Consider the following 19,743-nt stretch of genomic DNA (forward strand, 5'->3'; position numbering starts at 1 on the left):
AGGGGCGAAAAGACGTCCGACGAGGCACTGGCCCGGGTGTTCGACTACACCCTGGCCATCGGCAAGACCCCGATCGTCGTCAACGACAGCCGCGGCTTTTTCACCAGCCGCGTCATCACGACCTTCATCTACGAGGCGCTGGCGATGCTCGGTGAGGGCGTCGAACCGGCCAGCATCGAGCACGCCGGCTCGCAGGCCGGCTACCCGGCCCCGCCGCTGCAGCTACTCGACGAGCTCAACCTCGAACTGTTACACAAGGTATCCATCGCCACCCGCGCCGCTGTCGAGGATGCCGGCGGCGCCTACCAGGCGCACCCCGGCGAGGCCGTCATCGAGACAATGATCGAACGCGGCCGTCCGTCACGGCTCAGCGGTGCTGGATTCTATGACTACGTCGACGGCATCCGAGACAAGCTCTGGCCCGGTCTCCGGGGCACTTTCAACTCTGGGTCGGTGCGGCTGCCCTTGCAGGACATGATCGACCGAATGCTGTTCGCTGAAGCGCTGGAAACCCAAAAATGCTTTGACGAAGGTGTGATCACCTCCACCGCCGACGCCAACATCGGCTCGCTGACCGGCATTGGCTACCCCTCGTGGACGGGTGGCAGCGCGCAGTTCATCGTCGGCTACTCCGGCCCACACGGTGTGGGCAAGGATGCGTTCGTGGCGCGGGCGCGCGAGTTGGCCGCCAAGTACGGCGACCGCTTCAGCCCACCGAGTTCACTGATCCGCTAACAGCGAAGCCGACGCGGTGATCTCGCCCATCTGTGGGATGCGCCGTCGCCGGTCGATTCAGTCGAGGTTGCGAGTCATGCGGATCCGCCGCGCCAACCGCGTGATTGGCACGAACGGCATTGGTGGAGATGATGTCTCGCTTACCCGACTTGACGCGACTGGGCCTGCCAGTACGGTTCGCGTAGGCGTTTCTTGTCGACTTTGCCGGTGGCGTTGAGCGGCAGGTCATCAGCAAAGACCACGGTCTTGGGTGCGCACACGCTGCCCAGTTCAGCCTTTACGTGGTCGATGAGCTGTTGTCCGTCGACGACGGCCCCGGGCCTGGTGACGACTACGGCCAGAGCCGCCTCACCCCATTTCTCGTGCGGCACACCGATCACGGCCGCTTGCGCCACTGCGGCGTGGGTGGTCAACACGTCCTCGACCTGCCGGGGGAACACATTGAAGCCGCCGCTGACGATCATGTCGCGCTTACGGTCGACGATGTAGAGAAAGCCGTCGTCATCGATGCGGGCGACGTCACCGGTGTGGATCCAGCCGTCACGCAGCGTCTCGGCGTTCCGCGCAGGGTCAAGGTAGGACTTCATTTGACCGAGTTGCCTGGTGCAGACTTCACCGGCCTCACCCACATGCAGTCGGCGACCAGTGTCATCGCGGATCTCGACCGCGACGTTGACCAGGGGCCGCCCCGCCGAGGCCAACCGCGCCCGCCAGAGCGGGGTGTCGGCGCGGTGCTCGTGTTTACGCAGGCATGACACGAATCCCTGCTCGGTGCCCGCGTAAGTCTGGATGAAAATCGGTCCGAACGCCTCCAGCGCTGCCCGTAGTCGGTCCGGCGCGATCGGTCCGCCGGCGTAGATCATCGTTTTCAGACTCGACAGATCGAAGTCGGTTCGGTGCGGATCATCGAGCAGTAGATAGATGATCGTCGGCACGACGGCGGTGGCCGTCACTCGGTGACGCTCGATATTGGTCAACAGGGTCGATATATCCATGGCGGGCAACATGACGTTGGTGCCGCCACGGACAAACGTCGGAAGCACAAAGGCCTGGGAGTAGTGGGTCAGCGGCGCCCCGTGGGCGAAGACCTCGCCGAAGCCGATGTCGGCCATGTCCAGACCGGCCGAAATCCCGTAATAGCCCCAGGTGTAATGGGAATTCACTACCCCTTTGGGCTCACCCGTGCTTCCTGAGGTGAACAATATGAACGCCTCATCATCGGGGTCGATGTCGACAGGCGGGCGGGTATGGGGTTGCTGCTCGACCATCTCGGCGAAATCAACGGCGTGCGCGACTTGTGAGTGCTGGGGTGTGTCCCCGACCCGGATGAGCGTCCGCAAACTAGGTACGCTGTGACGAATCTCGGCGACCGCGCTGTCGAACTTCGCATGAAAAATCAGGGTAGAGGCCTTGGTCGCCCGCAGATTCGATGCCCAGGTGCTCGCCGAGGCGCGCGTTGCCATTTGGACCAGGACGGCCCCCGTGGCCCAGATCGCCTGTTGGCAGGGGATGAACTCCAACATGTTGGGCATCAATAAGCCGACACGTTGGCCCTTCTGGACGCCGAGTGCGATCAGGCCGTGTGCGATCTCGTTGCGCCACTGGTTCATTTCCCGGTAGGTGATGGCGCGATCGCCGTCGATGATCGCCACCGAGTCCCGGTAATAGGTACAGACCCGGTCCAAGACGTCGGGCATGGGGCCCCACATCGCTAGACTTCTGCCCGATCGTCGGCTAGGCAAATTTCGGACAGGTCAACAGCGGGCACAGATTTCACGGACTGCTCCTTGTAGCACTGCGGCGGACGGCTAGCGCCGACGCTATCGGCAGATCACCGCCACAACGACTAACCTCGGGAGGAAAGCTATTGCCCCATCGGGGGAGCGTTCCTGCAGCACATCCATCCGCGGTGTTGATGAACCACTCCCCCTAGCCAGCTTCCTTGATGGCGCGGACCAGATCAGCAAGGGTTTCCCCGCTGAGCGGGTAGGGGGTGTAGACGGTGAACCTGTCGATCAAGCCACCGAATCGCCGATCGATCTCGGCGCCGACCGTGGCCGGCTCACCGACGACGGCGAACGTATGAAGAACGTCGTCGTCGACGAGCTGCGCCATCTCCTTCCAACGGCCACTGCGGGACAGCTGATGCAACTCCAGGTGCAGGTCTCCCCAGCCGTGCAGATCCAACACAGTCCGGTACGCCGGGGTGGCCCCGTAGAAGGCGATCTGGTCGCGCACTCGGTGGATCGCCACTACCAGCGACTTCTCGTTCGCACCGGTGGCGACGAGCCCGGGATAGGTCGTGGTGAACTGCGTCCGGGTGCGGCCGCTCACCATGAGCCCTTTGTTGATCAACGGCAGGGTTACCTCGCGCAGGTAACGCGCGGTGGTGAACCCGTGTACCAACAGCCCGTCTGCGACTTCCGCGGCCACCGTGGTCATCCGGGGACCCACCGCCGCCACCACGACCGAAGGCGGCCCGAACGGGCTGGGTTGCGGACGGAACATCGGTGTCATCAGGGTGTGCTGGTAGTGCGTGCCGCGGAAGTCAAGTTCGTCCCCGCCGTACCAGCACCGCCAAATCGACTGCAGCGCAGCGATGTATTCACGCATCCGCTCGGCGGGGGCCGACCAGGGCATGCTGAACCTGCGTTCGATATGTGCCTGGATCTGAGACCCAAGGCCCAGCACGAACCGCCCTCGGCTGAACGTATTGAGGTCATTGGCCACGGTCGCCATCGTCATGGGGCTACGCGCGAACGCCACTGCCACCGCGGTTCCCAGCCGCAGCGTGCTTGACCTGTCGGCTGCGATCATCAATGGCAGGAAAGGATCCCGGCTTACTTCCGTGGACCACACCCCGTCGAAACCCATACTCTCGGCAGCCGCCACTTGCTCGGCCAGCACCTCGAGGTTCGCGCCGGCGGTTCCGTCAACAGCGCCACCGATATTGGCGTCAACATACACGCCGCTCACCCTGACATGGTCGGCTCGATTGCTGCGGCTTTCTCGTCCCTACGGGGGAGGCAATTCCTCCCAAATGGGCTCCCACCGCAGGTGAGCTGGGTATACCGTCGGCATTTATGCCCCCGATCGATCACAGCCTAAACCTCACGACGCAAGCGATCTTGACCTTCGCGAGCTGGGCATTGACCGCCGTGATAATCGGCCTGGCGGTGCGCATGGGCGCCCGTGAGCGCACACCGTTCTACGTGTTGATGGTGCTGGCGTCGATGCTCGGCGCGGTGGCCGAACCACTGTACGACATCGGGATGATGCTGTACTTCTATTCCGGTCCCCGCATGTGGACGCATTTCACGGCTTTCGATATTCCCCAACCGAACTGGACGCACAGCGGGTATGCCGTGCTGTATGCAAGTGCGGCGGTCTTCATCGCCCGAGAGGCTCACCGCGGAACGCTCACGCGGGCCGGGCTGTTCCGCTGGGCCGGAGTGGAATTGACGATGTCGTGTGTATTTGAGATGTTCGGCATCAACGGCGGCGCGTATAGTTACTGGGGCCCGCATGTTCTGCGAATTTTCAACTACCCCTTGATAATCGGGGTACTGGAGGCGGCACAGGTGATGTGTTTCGCTATCGCCGCAGACCAGCTGCGCAAGCACGCGACGGCCAGGTGGCAGTTGCTGGGCGTGTTTGTCGTGTTTCCTTGCACCTTCTTCGGCGCCAACTTTGGTGCCGGTTGGCCGACCATCATTGCGCTGCACGCGCAGCACAGTTCAACCGCGCTCGTGGTTGCGGCGACCTTGGTCAGCATCTGCTTCGCGGTTGTCCTCGTGCGGTTCGCGGCGTCGTTCCTGCCGACCGGCCGGACCGGTGCGTCAGGCGCCGACACCGAGGATGGCGCGAGCCGCCTCGGTCAATACGGCGCGCAACCGGTCCTCGGCCAAACCGGTGTTGTGGAACAACGGTGATTGGATCGCGCCGACTGCGGCGTGTACGACGGTCCGGGCTTCGCTGTCGCTGAGGTCGGTGCGCATTTCGTTCACCACGTGCACCCATTCTTCGAGATACAGCCGCTGCTTGCGGCGTAGTCGGCGGCGGTCCTCCTCAGGGAGGTTATTGATCTCGTTGTAATAAACCTGCGCCAGTTCACGGTCCCCCACCACGAATTGCACCTGGCCGGCAATCAGCTGATCCAACACCTGGCCCAAATCTGAAACGGTACTGAGGATTTGCTCCTCGTCATGGAGCAACTCATCGATAACCCGATCAAACAGTGCCACCAACACAGCGGATTTACTTGTAAAGTGCCGGTACACGCCCGATCCGGTAATTCCCGCCGCCGCCCCGATCTGGGCCATCGAAACGGCATGAAACCCATTGTGCGCGAAGAGATCTGCGGCAGCATCCATGATCCGCGCCTTGCGTTCGGGATCGCGGATCCGCACGGCGGGCCGCTGCGGGAGTCGATCGACCGTGATGGTTCACCTCCGAAGTGTGCGCTGTGTGACATTGTATCCCCCCACATGCAGGCACTTCGCCGCAACCATAGTGAACCGGGATTCGCCCTCCTCCATGACCCTTCTCCGACGATCGCCTTCGTGAAGAAACGCGTCCCCCTTGTCGCGTGACCATCGTTGAACGGAGGTGTTGCCGAGCGACAAGAATCTGCAGCTGCCTACCGGTCGGCACGTGTTACGTCGGCATCGATTCCAGTCGGTGACGTTTGCCGGCATCGTCGAGGATATCGCTACCAGAGCCGATCGTCACCTCGCTGAATGCCCCAGAAGGAGGAGCGATATGCCACTTCTAGTGGCCGCGGCGGCGGCAATCCCACCATTACCGTTCGTTCAATGTCGGCCGATCGGGCCCAAGCGGTAGGGGTGGGCCCGCGCTGCCGAGAGACGGTTGTGACAGAACTGATTACGACGTGGTGATCGCCGTGCGCGGCTCCCGGTCGAAGTGGACCAGGAAGGGGGAGAACGTGACCTCGTTGGCTGTAGCCACCAAGCCTGTCCGCGCGGTTGGTGGATTTTTCGCCATGTCGCTCGACACCTTCGTGTTGATGTTTCGGCCGCCGTTCGCCTGGAAGGAGTATCTGTTTCAAAGCTGGTTCGTAGCACGGGTCTCAGTGGCGCCGGCGGTGATGATGACGCTGCCCTATGCAGTGCTATTGACCTTCACCTTCAACATATTGCTGACCGAAATCGGCGCCGGAGATTTCTCGGGCACCGGGGCAGCGATCGGCACGGTCAACCAAATCGGCCCAATCGTCACCGTTTTGGTGGTTTCGGGCGCGGGCGCCACCGCCATGTGTGCGGACCTGGGAGCACGCACCATCCGAGAGGAGCTCGACGCGCTGCGGGTGATGGGCATCAACCCCATCCAGGCCTTGGTAATCCCACGTGTGCTGGCAGCGACCACCGTGGCATTAGCGCTGTCATCGGCGGTGACCATCGTGGGCCTTGGGGGCGCCTTCTTTTTCACCGTCTATATCCAGCATGTCTCGGCCGGCGCGTTCATAACGGGTTTGACCACATTGACCGGTGCCGGCGACGTGCTGGTGTCACTCGCCAAGGCAACGCTCTTCGGCATGGCGGCGGGACTCATTGCCTGCTACAAGGGCATCTCGGTGGGCGGTGGACCAGCCGGTGTCGGCAATGCGGTCAACGAGACCGTGGTGTTCACCTTCATGGTGTTATTCGCCATCAACGTCATCGTCACCGCCGTCGGCGTCCAATTCACAGTGTCCTGAGGTATGTCGATGACACACACCGCTCCCACTCCCGCCGGCGCCGCTCCCGCGAGCGTGCACCCGTGGTTGCAGCGTCGCGCCGCGTCTACGGCCAGCGGGTGGAACCGGATTGGAGCCCAGACGCAGTTTTACGCCAGGACATTAGTGGCGATCCCGGATGCCCTTGTTCATTACCGCACCGAGCTGCTGCGGCTGATCGCCCAAATGGGTTTGGGGGCGGCCGCACTCGCGGTGATCGGCGGAACCGTGGTCATCGTCGCCTTCCTCACCATGACCACGGGCGCGCTCGTGGCGGTGCAGGGATACAACCAGTTGGCGTCGGTCGGTATCGAAGCCCTCACAGGGTTCGCCTCGTCGTACTTCAATGTCCGGCTCATCGTTCCGGGCACCGCCTCGGTCGCGCTGTCGGCCACCATCGGCGCCGGCGCCACCGCTCAAATGGGGGCGATGCGGATCAACGAGGAAATCGACGCCCTTGAGGTAATCGGTATCCGCAGCATCAGCTACCTGGCGTCCACCCGCGTCGCCGCCGGCGTGATCGTGGTGATCCCCCTGTACTGCGTCGCGATGATGATGGCCTTCTTGGCCGCCCGAGTGGGCACTACCTCCATCTACGGGCAGGGCTCGGGGGTGTATGACCACTACTTCAATACCTTCCTCAATCCCCGCGACATGATCTGGTCGTTCTTCCAGTCCGTGGCGATCACGATCGTGGTCATGCTGGTGCACACCTACTACGGCTACACCGCCAGCGGCGGGCCGGCCGGCGTCGGTGAAGCCGTGGGCCGGGCGGTACGCACTTCGATGGTGGTCGCCGCGGTCGTGATCGTGATGATCACCCTCGCCGTCTATGGCCAGTCCGGCAACTTCCATCTAGCGGGCTAACGATGAGATCCAGGCTGCGCGGACGCGAACTCCACTCGGCGTGGTGGACGCTGATTTTGTTCGCCGCGATCGGCGCATTCCTCTTCATGACCACAGCGGCTTTCAGCGGAGCCTACAAGTCCTACATGCCGGTGACGCTGAGATCGGATCGCGCCGGGCTCGTGATGGAGCCCGGCGCCAAGGTGTTGTTGCGCGGCGTTCAAGTCGGCCACGTCAGCGACATCGGCAACACGGGCGACGACCAGGTCAGCCTCCGACTCGACATCGACCACGACCAGATCCGCTACATCCCAGCCAATGTGCAGGCCCAGATCAAGGCCACGACCGCCTTCGGTGCGAAATTCGTCGAGCTGGTCCCTCCGCCACACCCAAGCGCTGCACGCCTGGCACCAGGGACAGTGCTGCGGTCGGAGAATTCCAGCACCGAGATCAACACCGTGTTCGAAAATGTCGTCGACCTCCTCAAAATGGTCGATCCGCTCAAGCTCAACGCCGTCTTGACCGCCGTGGCCGAGGGGGTCCGTGGACAAGGGCAACGAATGGGTGAGGCGACCAGCGACCTCAATCAGGTGTTGCAGGCACTCAACTCCCGCAACGAAACCCTTCGTGATGACTGGCGCACATTCAAAGACCTCAACGACACCTACGCTGCAGCCGCCCCGGACATCCTGACGATCCTGAACGCCGCGAGTACAACCAGCACCACCGTCACCAACCACTCCTCGGCACTAGATTCCCTGCTGCTCAATGCCATCGGCCTGTCAAAGACCGGAACCAATCTGCTGGGCACCAGCAGAGACAGTCTCGTCGGCGCCATCAATACTTGGGAGCCGACCACGAACTTACTGCTGACTTACAACCCCGAGTACACCTGCATGTTGCAGGGCGCCCAGTGGTTCCTCGACAACGGGGGCCGCTCAGCGTACGGCGGCGGTACCAGCGGGCAGGGCTTCGACTTCGACATTGCGCTTCTGCTAGGTAATGACCCCTACGCCTACCCCGACAATCTGCCCATTGTGGCGGCCAAAGGTGGACCCGGCGGCAAGCCGGGCTGCGGATCTCTGCCCGATCCCACGAAAAATTTCCCAGTACGTCAGCTGATCACCAACACCGGGTGGGGAACCGGGCTCGATATCCGGCCCAACCCGGGCATCGGGCATCCCTGCTGGATCGACTACCTGCCCGTTACCCGGGCTATCCCCCAACCGCCCAGCATCCGCCAATGCATCCCCGGTCCAGCAGTCGGACCCAATCCTGGCGGCACGCCTTACGGGGCGGCCCTCTACGGCCCCGGGGGTGTGCCGCTGTGGCCCGGCGTACCACCAGCCTCCCCCAATTCCACGCCACCCGAACCCATCTCGTCACCTGGGCAGGTGCCGGCGCCATGACCGCTACCGATCCACACCGAGCAGGAGGGACACAGTGCGAAGCCAGCTAGGACCCGTCATATGGCGACTCGGCGCCTTCTTGACGGTCTGCGCGTTCGGCGCGTTCTTGCTGCTGACCATCTTCGCGCAGTTCCGGTTCGGCACCGGCACCACCTACAACGCCGAGTTCACCAACGTATCCGGCCTCAAAAAGGGCGACCTGGTGCGCATCGCGGGCGTGGAAGTCGGCAAGGTCCAAGACATCGCCATCAATCCCGACGCGACGGTCCGAGTCGAGTTCTCCGCTGACACGTCAGTCGTACTGACCGAGGGAAGCCAGGCGGCCATCCGCTACGACAACTTGTTTGGGGGCCGCTACCTGGCCCTCGAAGAGGGGGCGGGAGCGGTCACCAAACTTAATCCCGGCCAAACCATTCCGCTGGCCCGTACCAAGCCTGCCCTGGATCTGGATGCGCTCGTCGGCGGCTTTAAGCCGCTGTTTCGGGCACTGAATCCCGAACAGGTGAACGAGCTCAGCGCTCAACTGCTGCAGGCATTTCAGGGACAAGGCCCCACAATCAGCTCGTTTCTGGACCAGGCCGCCGCGGTGACCAACACGTTGGCGGACCGGGACGTCCTGATCGGCCAGGTCATCGACAACCTCACCGTGGTGCTGGGGTCACTGGGCGGCCAAAGCGACAAACTGGACAAAGCGGTGACCTCCCTGTCGCAGCTGATCTCCGGGCTCGCCGCCCACAAGACCGACATTTCGAACGCGTTGGCCTACACCAACGCCGCGGCGGGCTCGGTCGCCGACCTACTCTCCCAGGCCCGCGGGCCCTTCAGCGAAGTTGTTCGCCAGACCGATCGGGCCGCGGGGATCGCCGTGACCGACCACGACTATCTGGACAACCTGCTCAATTCGCTGCCCGACCATTATCGGGCGCTTGACCGGCAGGCCATCTACGGCGACTTCTTCACGTTCTATTTGTGCAATCTCGTTCTCAAAGTCAACGGCAAAGGGGGACAACCGGTGTATGTCAAGCTCGCCGGTCAAAGCACGGGGCGGTGCACGCCGAAGTGAAGTCGTTTTCTGAACGCAGCCCCCTGGTCATCGGCGCCCTGGGCCTCATGGCCGTAGCAACGGTGGTGATGGCGGCGTTGCAGTATCAGAAGCTGCCCTTTCTCAACCAGGGCAAGAGCTATTCGGCGTATTTCGCTGACGCGGGCGGCCTATTCACCGGAGCCGGGGTGGAGGTCGCCGGTTTTCAGGTGGGCAAAGTCTCCAGCATCGGACTCGAAGGGCCCGGTGTGCTGGTCGTCTTCAAGATCGACAAAAAAGTCCATCTCGGCGAGCGCACCGAGGCCGCGATCAAGACCAAAAGCTTGCTGGGCAGCAAAATCCTCGACGTCACGCCGCGCGGCTCCGGCCAACTCGACCGCGCCATCCCGCTCGACCGAACGGTGTCGCCCTACCAGCTGCCCGATGCACTCGGCGACTTGGCGACCACCATCAGCGGACTGAACACTAACCAGCTGTCGGATTCACTGGCCACCCTCGCGCAAACCTTCACTGATACCCCTGCCGACTTGAAAAATGCGGTGCAGGGGGTGGCGCGATTCGCCCAAATCCTCGACACCCGCGACACCCAGCTGCGCACTTTGCTCGACAACGCCGCCAAAGCCACCACAGTGCTGGCCAAGCGCACCGACCAGATAGTCAGCTTGGTCAAAGACACAAATGAGCTGCTGGCACAGCTGCGTACCCAAAGCGCCGCCCTCGACCAGGTCTCGACGAACATTTCCTCACTCTCCCAGCAACTGAAAGGATTCATCGCCGACAATCGCGAGCAGCTACGCCCCGCCCTGGACAAGCTCAACGGGGTCCTCGCCATCGTCGACAACCGCAAGGAGCGCGTGCAGCAAACCATCAAAGGGCTCAACGCCTACGCCATGTCGCTGGGCGAATCGGTGGGCTCAGGCCCATTCTTCAAGGCCTACGTCGTCAACCTGTTGCCCGGCCAGTTCGTGCAGCCATTCGTCAATGCCGCATTCTCCGACCTCGGATTGGATCCGGCCACCTTACTGCCCTCCCAGCTTTCCGACCCACAGACTGGCCAACCAGGTACCCCGGCATTGCCGGTGCCCTACCCGCGCACCGGCCAGGGAGGAGACCCCCGGCTCACCATCCCCGACGCGATCACCGGAAACCCGGGCGACCACCCGTGCCCGCTGCCGGGGCCGGGTTGCTACCCCTATCGACAGCCGCCGAGCGCCCCGCCTCCCGGGGGCCCACCGCCCGGCCCGCCTGCACCGGCCCCACCCGGGATGGAATCCACACCTGAGCCGACACCCGCGCCGATCAATGTGGAAGTGGGACCGGGCCCATCGCGGCCAGGAGGCCAGCCATGACAGCCAGGCTGCGTCGCTCTCGCATCACCTTGGCCGTCGCGTTGGCCTTGGTCCTAGTCGCCGGGGCCGGTGTAGCGATGCGCACCTCCGAGCAGACCGCCCGAACTGTGATGATCGCCTACTTTGACAACAGCACCGGCGTGTTTCCCGGCGACGACGTACGCATCCGGGGCGTCCCGGTGGGCAAGGTCGACAAGATCGAGCCCCAACCCCTGCGAGCCAAAGTCTTCTTCTGGATCGACCGCAAATACAAGGTGCCCGCAGACGCCAAGGCCGTGATTCTTTCACCGCAACTGGTCACCGGTCGAGCGATCCAGTTGACGCCGCCCTATACCGGCGGACCCACCATGGGCAGCGGCGCGGTCATCCCGCAAGACCGCACCGCGGTCCCCGTCGAATGGGATGACCTGCGCGCCCAACTGCAGCGGCTAACCGAATTGCTTAAACCCACCAAACCCGGAGGGGTCAGCACGCTGGGTGCCCTGATCAACACCGCCGCCGACAACCTGCGCGGACAAGGCGGCGCCATCCGCGACGCCATCATCAAACTGTCCCAGACGATCTCGGCGCTCGGTGACCACAGCAACGACATCTTCACCACACTCAAAAACCTGTCGACGCTGGTCTCGGCCCTGCACGACAGCGCGGATCTGCTCGAACAACTCAACCGCAACCTGGCTTCCGCTTCCTCGTTGCTGGCCGACGACCCCCACAAGGTTGCCCATGCCGCCGAGGATCTCAACGCGGTGGTGGCCGACGTGCAACATTTCGCCGTCGACAACCGCGAAGCAATCGGCACCGCCTCAGACAAACTCACGTCCATCACCAACGCCCTGGTAGCCAGCCTTGATGACATCAAGCAGACGCTGCATATCGCCCCGTCAACATTCGCCAACTTCAACAACATCTTCGAACCGTCCGGCGGTCAACTGACCGGCGCTTTGGCGATAAACAACTTCGCGAATCCGGTCTCCTTCCTGTGCGGAGCGATCCAGTCCGCCTCTCGGCTGGGCGGTGAGCAAGCGGCGAAACTGTGCGTGCAATATTTGGCGCCAATCTTCAAGAACCGCCAAATCAACTATCCGCCGATCGGCGAGAACCTACTGGTGGGAGCGCAAGCCAGGCCCAACGAGGTCACCTACAGCGAAAACTGGATGCGGCCCGACTATGTACCTCCCGCCACCAATGCGCCACAGGACGAGACGCCCGCCCCCGCGGCGCCAGGCCGCCCGCCGGCCACACCGGTAGTACCGGGGGCGCCCGCCCCCGGGACCGCCGCGATGCCGACCGAGCCGGCAGCCGGTCTACCTGGGCTCATGCTGCCCACCGGAGGACACTGATGATCAACGGCCGGCGTCACATGCGCCTAGTCCTGGTGATAGCGGTGGCAGTGGCCGGGATCTCGGGTTGCAGCTGGCGCGGGCTGAACTCGCTGCCGCTGCCGGGCACTCAAGGCAACGGCCCGGGCTCCTTCGTGATCCGCGCGCAGATGCCCGACGTCAACAACATTCAACCCAACTCCCGGGTGCGCGTGGCAGACGTCACCGTCGGTCATGTGACTAAAATCGAGCGCCAGGGCTGGCATGCATTGGTTACGATGCGCCTCGACGGCAATGTCAAGCTGCCTGCCAATGTCACCGCCGAAATCGGCACGACCAGCCTGCTCGGTTCGCTGCACATCGAGCTGGCCTCGCCGAAAGATGTGCCGCCCCAAGGCCAATTGCGCGACGGCGCGCTGATTCCATTGTCCCGTGGGGGCGCTTACCCCAGCACCGAACAGACCCTCGCGGCGCTGTCTCTGGTCCTCAACGGGGGCGGGCTCGGCCACATCCAAGACATCACCGAAGCGTTCAGTACAGCGTTTCGGGGCCGCGAGCACGACCTGCACAGCCTGATCGGACAACTCGACACCTTCGCCGCGAACCTCAACGACCAAAGCGGGAACATCATCGCCGCCACCGACAGCCTCAACCGGCTGGTCGCCAAGTTCGCCGCACAACAACCCGTGCTGGATCGGGCCCTGACGACCATCCCCGATGCGCTGGCCGTGCTCAACGACCAGCGGGACCACCTGGCAGAAGCGGCGGCCGAACTCAGCAAATTCAGCGCGCTGACCACCGACACGGTCAACAAAACCAAAGACAACCTGGTCAAGGAACTCCGCCAAGTCGCACCGGTGCTGGAATCGCTGGCTAACGCCGGCCCCAGCCTCACGCGGTCGCTGAGTTTGCTTTCCACGTTTCCATTTCCGACCGAAGAAATCGAGAAGTGGATGCGCGGCGACTACGGCAACATGACCGCAATCGTCGACCTCACGCTAAGCCGCATCGACCAAGGGATCTTCACCGGGACCCGCTGGGAGTGCCATCTGACCCAGTTGGAGCTGCAGTGGGGTCGCACTATCGGCCAGTTCCCCAGTCCATGTACCGCGGGCTTCCGCGGCACACCGGGCAACCCACTGGTCATCCCGTACCGCCAGGACCAAGGGCCCTAATGTATCTCAGCAAACAGATCCGGATTCAGCTTGCCATCTTCACCGTGGTCGCCGTCATCGCAGTGACCGTAATGTCTTTGCACTTTATGAAGCTTCCGGCAATGCTGTTCGGCGTCGGGCGATACACGGTGACAATGCACCTGCCGCAAAGCGGAGGTCTGTACGAAAGCAGCAACGTCACCTACCGCGGCACCGAGGTGGGCCGGGTGCAGTCCGTGCACCTGACCGACAGCGGCGTCGAAGCCATCCTGTCGCTGAAATCCGGCATCAACATCCCGTCGAATCTCAATGCCGAGGTCCACAGCCAATCAGCGGTCGGTGAGCAATACGTTGAGTTGCTGCCGCGTAACGCCACCTCGCCGCCGCTCAAAGATGGCGACGTGATTTCAGCCGACGAGACCTCCGTGCCCCCCGACATCAATGCACTGCTCGCCGCGACCAACACCGCCTTGAAGGCAATCCCGCACGACAACCTCAAAACGGTCATCGACGAGTCCTACAGCGCGGTGGGCGGTCTGGGCCCCGAACTCTCGCGTCTTGTCAAAGGTTCCTCCGAACTGTCGATCGAAGCACGCAACAACCTCGACCCACTCATCGCGCTCATCGACCAATGGCGCCCCGTCGCCCAGTCACAAACCCATACCTCAGAAGCAATCCAGGGCTGGGCGGCACACCTAGCGACTGTCACCTCCGAATTACAGACCCGCGACCAAGATGTGGCCGGCATCATCGATCACGGCGGCCCGGCGGCCGCCGAAACACAAAGACTCATCGAGCGGATGCAACCAACCCTGCCCATCCTGATGGCCAACCTGCTCAGCATCGGCAAGGTTGCACTCACCTACAACAACGACGTCGAACAGCTTCTGGTGTTGGTCCCCGAAGGCGTGTCCATCATGGGCGCAACGCTGGTCGCCAACGCCAACACCAAGCAGTCCTATCGGGGCGCCTACCTGAGTTTCAACCTCAACATCAACCTGCCACCGGCATGCACCACCGGATTCCTGCCCGCGCAGCAACAGCGCACCGCCAACTTCGTCGACTACCCGCAACGCGCGCCGGGCGATCTGTACTGCCGAGTCCCCCAAGACTCACCGCTGAACGTGCGTGGCGCCCGCAACATCCCATGCGAAACCGTTCCCGGCAAACGTGCACCCACCGTGAAGATGTGCGAAAGCGACGAACAATACGTGCCCCTCAACGACGGCTTCAACTGGAAAGGCGACCCCAACGCCACCCTTTCCGGACAAGACGTCCCTCAGCTGCCGCCCGGCTCACCACCCTTGCTAGCGGCCCCGCCGCCACCGCAAGCGCCTCCGCCACCGATCGCAGCCGCCCAGTACGACCCGGCCACCGGCACCTACACCGGACCCGACGGCAAGGTCTACACCCAATCGGACCTGGCCAACACCGCCCCGAAGGACAAGACATGGCAAACCATGCTTGTGCCACCGGGAACCTGATGGCCCACAGGCAAATTCAGCGAGCAACCGACAGCCGGAGGAGAACATGCCCGCAGCCACCGTCGAGACGATCGACCCCGTCGACTCCGAAGTCGGCACCCTGGACGGCACCGCCGGCCTCCCTGCGGATGACACAGCTAAGCCGAAACTCCCGCAGTCCCAAGCGCCAACGCCGACACGGCGGGCGATCGCGCTCATCGTGACCATCGTCGCCGCCGTGGCTTGCTTGGCCGGCTGGCTCGGGTTTCGTGCCCACCAATCACAGCAGACCAAGAACCAGCAGAACCAATTCTTGCAGGCGGCCAAACAGGGCGCGGTGAACCTGACAACGATCGACTGGCACCATCCCGAAGCCGACGTCCAGCGCATTCTCGACGCGGCAACGGGCCAGTTCTACGACGACTTCGCCCAACGGTCAAAGCCCTTCATCGACGTGGTCAAGCAAGTCCAGGCCACCACCGTCGGGACGATCACCGCAGCCGGACTCGAATCCCAAACCCGCGACACCGCCCAGGTTCTGGTGGCGGCCAGCGTACAAACTTCCGATGCCAGCGCCCCCAACCAAGTCGCGCGTGCATGGCGCATGCGCATCTTTGTTCAAAGGATTGACGGCCGGATCAAGGTCTCCAACGTGGAGTTCGTGTCATGAAACCGCTAAAGACCTGCACTGCAAGCGATCCCGCCTCGGCAGAACCACCCGATGAGATGCCGCAACTAATGTCCGACGAGGACGACGCACAGGTCGACGTCGAGACCTCCGACCACCGGCAGCAGACGCCCCCGCACCGCGGCAACCGGTGGAAGCACGCAATCGTCTATTGCATGCTGCCCGCGCTGGCGCTGCTGCTGGCAGCGGGCGCCGGCTTCCTCAAGTGGCAGGATACGTCCAGCCGCGACGCGGAAAACGCCTCCGCAGAATCAAAGCGTGCCGCTACCGAAGGCACCATCGCATTGCTGTCCTATAAACCCGACACCGTGGAGAAGGACCTAGCGTCTGCCAAGAACCGGCTCACGGGGACGTTTCTGGCCGCCTACACGAACCTGACCCATGACGTGGTAATCCCCGGAGCCAAACAAAAACAAATCTCTGCAGAGGCCAGCGTCCCAGCCCTAGCATCGGTCTCCGCGACGCCGGACCATGCCGTCGTCCTGCTGTTCGTCAACCAAACCGTCACCATCGGCCAAAGCCCCCCGACTAACACCGCATCCAGCGTTCGCGTCGCCCTGGACAAAATCGGTGGTCGCTGGCTCATCTCACAATTCGACCCGGTGTAAGAGACCATGCCGGCCAAATCCCCCACAAGCCATAGGCCACTAACCGCAATGCTCTGCACGTGCAGCGCACTATTCGGCATTGCGACAGCACCAGTCACACCCACCGCGCACGCCGATGCGGTGGCCTATCTGATCAACGTCACGGTGCGGCCCGGCTACAACTTCGCCGACGCCGACGCGGCCTTGAACTACGGACACAGCCTCTGCGACAGAGTCGCTCAACGAGAGAGCTACGCCGAAGTAATGGCAAGGGTGAAGGCTGATTTCAACACGACCGACGAATACCACGCCTCTTATCTGATCAGCCAAGCAGTCAACGAACTCTGCCCCGCCCAAATCGAGCAGTTGCGCAGCGCGGCAGCGCACTATCGACCACCAGCATCCGCGCGCGGCTGACGAAGAGGAGGACCAACATGCAGCACCGACCGCTCACCCTACGGGCCGTGATAGCTACTGCCGCAACATTATTGGGCGCGCCCGCCGCGCACGCAGATGGCGACAACAACACCCTGATACCCAACAACCAGCGACTCAACAACGGCGTCGTCGCCAACGTCTTTACCGTCCAGCACCAAGCAGGGTGCACCAACGACGTCAGAATCAACCCCCACCTACAACTAGCCGCCCAACGGCATACGCTCGACGCCCTGCACAACCCGAACCTCGCCGGCGACATCGGCTCCGACGGATCCACCCCACAAGACCGCGCCAATGCCGCCGGCTACAAAGGTCAGGTCGCCGAAACTGTGGCCATCAACCCCGCCGTATCCATAAGCGGTATCGAACTCATCAACCAGTGGTACAGCAATCCCGTCGACTACACCATCATGTCCAATTGCGCCAACTCGCAAATGGGCGTCTGGTCAGAAAACAGCCCTAACCGTACCGTCGTCGTAGCCCTCTACGGCCAACCCGATCAACCACAGCCAACCCCGCCCAAAACACCACCGACAGGACCCCTACCGATCGCAGCCGCAGAGCAAAACATCCCACTCGACCCCAGCCCCGACTACGACGCCAGCGACGAACTCGAATTCGGCCTCAACTGGCTTCCCTGGATCCTGCGCGGCGTCTACCCACCGCCCGCCCTGCCACCCCAGTAGCCGCATCCGGTTCAAGTTCCGCTGCCCCAACCACAAGCTGGGCACTAAATCCTCTGCACAGCAGTAGAATTCGACTCTGCGCGCTGATCCTGCCGGCGCACCGTGCGGGGCTCAGGCCGCCAGCGATCGTTTGGGGTTGGCGGCCCGTTGGTTTGCAGCAAGACTCGGAATACGAATGTTCTGTCTCGCTTAAACGGACACGGGGTCCACTTGTTAGCCCGCGCAACACCACACAGTGCGCTTCTTACCCAAGACTGACCGGGGTCTCACGCCGACCCAACGAATGATCTACATCATCAAAGAGCCAGCAGTCCAGACCGCAGAGTAGTCGCGCAGAAGGTCGCTACAGTTTGGCAGCGAAGGCGCGCCGAGCCGCCGAGCGCTCGACCTGGGCGAGGCCCGCCTCGAGCTGGACTACGTCGTTGGCAATGAAGCCGCCCCACGATCCTGCGACGATGCCGACAACGTGGCTAGTCGGGGATGATCGGCAGTACGACGTGCGACGGGTACCGCGCATCGTGAAATACCGTCTGGCGGGCGACTTCTGTGGTTACATCGGACCCCAGATCGCGCCCCGTGTTGGGATTACGGTCGTAGCGCGGGAAATCGCTGGAGGTGATGTCCAGCCTGATGCGATGACCGGGAAGGAACATGTGGCTGGTCGACCACATGTCCACGGTGTATTCGATGACGTCGCCCGGCGACACTAGTGTCGGATTGTCGAGCGACTCACGGAATCTCGCCCGGATCACGCCGTCGGCGATGTTGTACGACCTACCATCGGGATGGACGTCGGCCAACTTAGCGGTGAAATCGGTGTCTCGTGCCGACGTTGCGGCAAATAGCCGCAGGGTTACGGGCCCGGTCACCTCGAGTGGTTCCGTCACTGGGTCGCTGGTGTAGACCAGGACGTCGCTGCGTTGTTCCACCCGGCGTTGATCGCACGCTCCGGCGGTATCGCCTAGCGACAACAAGGTTGTCCCGCCGCACGTGGGCACCGGGTTGGCTGGGTCGTACTCATACTCATCCGGGGGTTGATCGCCCGGTGCCTGGAACGACAAATGACCGTCGCCCACTGAGGAATTGGCCCGACCGTCACTGCTCAGATACATCGGTGTGTACTGAGTGCGGGCGATTGGCCACTCCCACTCGTGACGCCAGGTGTTGGACCCCATGACGAACACTCGCACCGGCGGTTCATCAAGCAGGCCGGTGTCGATACCTCTGAGCCAGTGGTCATACCAGCGCAGTTCCAGTTCGCTGATGTCGAGTTCGGCGTTGGGGCCGAAATCCAGCTCGCCCGCGTTGCGCACTCCGTAGACGTGGGTCCAGGGCCCGATTACCAACATCTGCGCCTTCGCGACCTCAGGGCGGTGGGCTTGGCCGCGGATGCGGGTGAACATCTCGGTCGAATCGACGAGGAACGGGTCGTACCAGGAACCCACATGCAACATCGGCACGTCGATCTCGGCCGCTTTTCTGCGGACATCAAGGTTGTGCCAAAACGGCCCATCGACGCAATGTTCGATCAAGTCCCTCAGGTACGGTGCATCCACGGCGAGGCGGTCGACCCAATCACGCACGGGCAGGTGTGCGTACTCCTCGAGTTTCAATTTGGAAAACCGGACAGTCGCGTCGTCCAGGTATTTGTTCAGATAGGCCAGCCGTTCCATTCCCTCCGCGCCGCCTAGCCTGATGGCCTGATCGCGGGCCAAACCGATCACATAGGACAGTTGCCAGCCCAGTTCGAATACCCCGCGCCGCCACACACAATTCTCGAAGTACGAGACCGGAGCCGACATGGGCGCCGCCGCCAACAGGTGTGGGGGTCGTAGCGGCGCGGCGAGGTACTGGACCAGACCCATGTACGACTTACCCACGATCGCGACCTTGCCGTTAGACCATGGCAACCGCGCCGCCCATTCGACGGTGTCGTAACCGTCGGCCGCTTCCCAGGCATAGGGGTAGAAATCCCCATCGGACTTCCACCGGCCCCGAGTGTCCTGCACGACGACCACATACCCACGCTGCGGGAAATACCGGATATGTGCCAAATGCAGCGTCGGTGTCACACCATCGGCATAAACTTGCTGCGATTTGTCATATGGCGTGCGAACGATCAGGACCGGAAATTGTCCGTCCGCGTCGGGCCGGTAAACATCTGCATACAGTGTCACGCCATCCCGGGTGCGCATCGCCAAATCGCGCTCTTTTTTGACTTTCAAAGCCGCTCCTCCACTCGACGAAGCCAGGGGGTGCGCCGAGCAGTAACGCAAAGCCCGACGTCAGTCGA

At 62.8% G+C, this 19,743-nt stretch carries 18 protein-coding genes; 14 read left to right on the plus strand and 4 right to left on the minus strand.

Translation table 11 applies throughout. The features are described from left to right. The coding region (locus A5695_RS10670; RefSeq protein WP_231974783.1) for a 3-hydroxyacyl-CoA dehydrogenase family protein at nucleotides 1-735 on the plus strand (735 nt) is incomplete at its 5' end. A 140-nt stretch (nucleotides 736-875) separates the two neighbouring features. Here A5695_RS10670 and A5695_RS10675 read toward each other — a convergent pair. Together A5695_RS10675 and A5695_RS10680 are read right to left on the minus strand one after the other, a co-directional pair. Further along, nucleotides 876-2,444, minus strand: coding sequence for an AMP-binding protein (locus A5695_RS10675; protein ID WP_068080824.1), 1,569 nt, complete (start codon nucleotides 2,442-2,444; stop codon nucleotides 876-878). 220 nt (nucleotides 2,445-2,664) lie between these two features. Beyond that, complete coding sequence (locus tag A5695_RS10680; protein WP_082946005.1) at nucleotides 2,665-3,702, minus strand: LLM class F420-dependent oxidoreductase; 1,038 nt, start codon at nucleotides 3,700-3,702, stop codon at nucleotides 2,665-2,667. Between the two features lie 116 nt (nucleotides 3,703-3,818). Between A5695_RS10680 and A5695_RS10685 the strand changes: the two genes are divergently transcribed. Beyond that, nucleotides 3,819-4,667 (plus strand): hypothetical protein, encoded by an 849-nt coding sequence (locus tag A5695_RS10685; protein WP_068080826.1) that lies wholly within the window; start codon nucleotides 3,819-3,821, stop codon nucleotides 4,665-4,667. On the opposite strand, the gene A5695_RS27480 is transcribed toward A5695_RS10685, so the two are convergent. Beyond that, nucleotides 4,575-5,144, minus strand: coding sequence for a TetR/AcrR family transcriptional regulator (locus A5695_RS27480; protein WP_369830177.1), 570 nt, complete (start codon nucleotides 5,142-5,144; stop codon nucleotides 4,575-4,577). The genes A5695_RS10685 and A5695_RS27480 overlap by 93 nt on opposite strands. 593 nt (nucleotides 5,145-5,737) lie before the next feature. Here A5695_RS27480 and A5695_RS10690 point away from each other — a divergent pair. From A5695_RS10690 to A5695_RS10745, 12 genes are all read left to right on the plus strand, one after another. Next, complete coding sequence (locus A5695_RS10690; protein ID WP_156749569.1) at nucleotides 5,738-6,451, plus strand: ABC transporter permease; 714 nt, start codon at nucleotides 5,738-5,740, stop codon at nucleotides 6,449-6,451. Between the two features lie 9 nt (nucleotides 6,452-6,460). After that, entirely contained in the window at nucleotides 6,461-7,336 is an 876-nt protein-coding gene (locus A5695_RS10695) for an ABC transporter permease (protein WP_082946007.1), read from the plus strand. A gap of 2 nt (nucleotides 7,337-7,338) precedes the next feature. Beyond that, entirely contained in the window at nucleotides 7,339-8,724 is a 1,386-nt protein-coding gene (locus A5695_RS10700; RefSeq protein WP_068080828.1) for an MCE family protein, read from the plus strand. A 34-nt stretch (nucleotides 8,725-8,758) separates the two neighbouring features. Further along, entirely contained in the window at nucleotides 8,759-9,787 is a 1,029-nt protein-coding gene (locus A5695_RS10705; protein ID WP_068080834.1) for a virulence factor Mce family protein, read from the plus strand. Beyond that, a complete protein-coding gene (locus A5695_RS10710; protein WP_068080987.1) occupies nucleotides 9,784-11,115 on the plus strand; it encodes an MCE family protein in 1,332 nt (443 codons plus the stop codon). The genes A5695_RS10705 and A5695_RS10710 overlap by 4 nt, the downstream gene beginning before the upstream one ends. After that, a complete protein-coding gene (locus A5695_RS10715; protein WP_068080839.1) occupies nucleotides 11,112-12,455 on the plus strand; it encodes a virulence factor Mce family protein in 1,344 nt (447 codons plus the stop codon). The genes A5695_RS10710 and A5695_RS10715 overlap by 4 nt, the downstream gene beginning before the upstream one ends. Before the next feature lie 20 nt (nucleotides 12,456-12,475). Next, nucleotides 12,476-13,609 carry a virulence factor Mce family protein gene (locus tag A5695_RS10720; protein ID WP_068080992.1) on the plus strand — a complete coding sequence of 378 codons (1,134 nt, stop codon included), beginning with the start codon at nucleotides 12,476-12,478 and terminating at the stop codon, nucleotides 13,607-13,609. After that, nucleotides 13,609-15,072: an MCE family protein gene (locus tag A5695_RS10725; protein ID WP_068080842.1), complete on the plus strand. Its 1,464-nt coding sequence runs from the start codon at nucleotides 13,609-13,611 to the stop codon at nucleotides 15,070-15,072. Before A5695_RS10720 ends, A5695_RS10725 begins: the two co-directional genes overlap by 1 nt. A gap of 199 nt (nucleotides 15,073-15,271) precedes the next feature. Next, entirely contained in the window at nucleotides 15,272-15,721 is a 450-nt protein-coding gene (locus A5695_RS10730; RefSeq protein WP_156749564.1) for a mammalian cell entry protein, read from the plus strand. Nucleotides 15,722-15,894: 173 nt separating this feature from the next. Beyond that, nucleotides 15,895-16,347 carry a hypothetical protein gene (locus A5695_RS10735; protein ID WP_082946008.1) on the plus strand — a complete coding sequence of 151 codons (453 nt, stop codon included), beginning with the start codon at nucleotides 15,895-15,897 and terminating at the stop codon, nucleotides 16,345-16,347. A 6-nt stretch (nucleotides 16,348-16,353) separates the two neighbouring features. Next, nucleotides 16,354-16,743, plus strand: coding sequence for a DUF732 domain-containing protein (locus A5695_RS10740; RefSeq protein WP_082945990.1), 390 nt, complete (start codon nucleotides 16,354-16,356; stop codon nucleotides 16,741-16,743). Nucleotides 16,744-16,760: 17 nt separating this feature from the next. Then, nucleotides 16,761-17,450: a CAP domain-containing protein gene (locus A5695_RS10745; protein ID WP_068080857.1), complete on the plus strand. Its 690-nt coding sequence runs from the start codon at nucleotides 16,761-16,763 to the stop codon at nucleotides 17,448-17,450. A 470-nt stretch (nucleotides 17,451-17,920) separates the two neighbouring features. Here A5695_RS10745 and A5695_RS10750 read toward each other — a convergent pair whose 3' ends face one another. After that, on the minus strand, nucleotides 17,921-19,726 hold the full coding sequence (locus A5695_RS10750) for a CocE/NonD family hydrolase (protein WP_369830178.1): 1,806 nt from the start codon (nucleotides 19,724-19,726) through the stop codon (nucleotides 17,921-17,923). Nucleotides 19,727-19,743: the final 17 nt, after the last annotated feature.

Source organism: Mycobacterium sp. E1747, assembly GCF_001667775.1.
Taxonomy (GTDB): domain Bacteria; phylum Actinomycetota; class Actinomycetes; order Mycobacteriales; family Mycobacteriaceae; genus Mycobacterium.

What these genes read in the sequence shown, in the direction of transcription:
- A5695_RS10675 (WP_068080824.1), bottom strand. Translation starts at nt 2,444, where the DNA reads ATGTGGGGCCCCATGCCCGACGTCTTGGACCGGGTCTGTACCTATTAC.
- A5695_RS10685 (WP_068080826.1), top strand. Translation starts at nt 3,819, where the DNA reads ATGCCCCCGATCGATCACAGCCTAAACCTCACGACGCAAGCGATCTTG.
- A5695_RS10690 (WP_156749569.1), top strand. Translation starts at nt 5,738, where the DNA reads ATGTCGCTCGACACCTTCGTGTTGATGTTTCGGCCGCCGTTCGCCTGG.
- A5695_RS10695 (WP_082946007.1), top strand. Translation starts at nt 6,461, where the DNA reads ATGACACACACCGCTCCCACTCCCGCCGGCGCCGCTCCCGCGAGCGTG.
- A5695_RS10700 (WP_068080828.1), top strand. Translation starts at nt 7,339, where the DNA reads ATGAGATCCAGGCTGCGCGGACGCGAACTCCACTCGGCGTGGTGGACG.
- A5695_RS10715 (WP_068080839.1), top strand. Translation starts at nt 11,112, where the DNA reads ATGACAGCCAGGCTGCGTCGCTCTCGCATCACCTTGGCCGTCGCGTTG.
- A5695_RS10720 (WP_068080992.1), top strand. Translation starts at nt 12,476, where the DNA reads ATGCGCCTAGTCCTGGTGATAGCGGTGGCAGTGGCCGGGATCTCGGGT.
- A5695_RS10725 (WP_068080842.1), top strand. Translation starts at nt 13,609, where the DNA reads ATGTATCTCAGCAAACAGATCCGGATTCAGCTTGCCATCTTCACCGTG.
- A5695_RS10735 (WP_082946008.1), top strand. Translation starts at nt 15,895, where the DNA reads ATGCTGCCCGCGCTGGCGCTGCTGCTGGCAGCGGGCGCCGGCTTCCTC.
- A5695_RS10740 (WP_082945990.1), top strand. Translation starts at nt 16,354, where the DNA reads ATGCCGGCCAAATCCCCCACAAGCCATAGGCCACTAACCGCAATGCTC.
- A5695_RS10745 (WP_068080857.1), top strand. Translation starts at nt 16,761, where the DNA reads ATGCAGCACCGACCGCTCACCCTACGGGCCGTGATAGCTACTGCCGCA.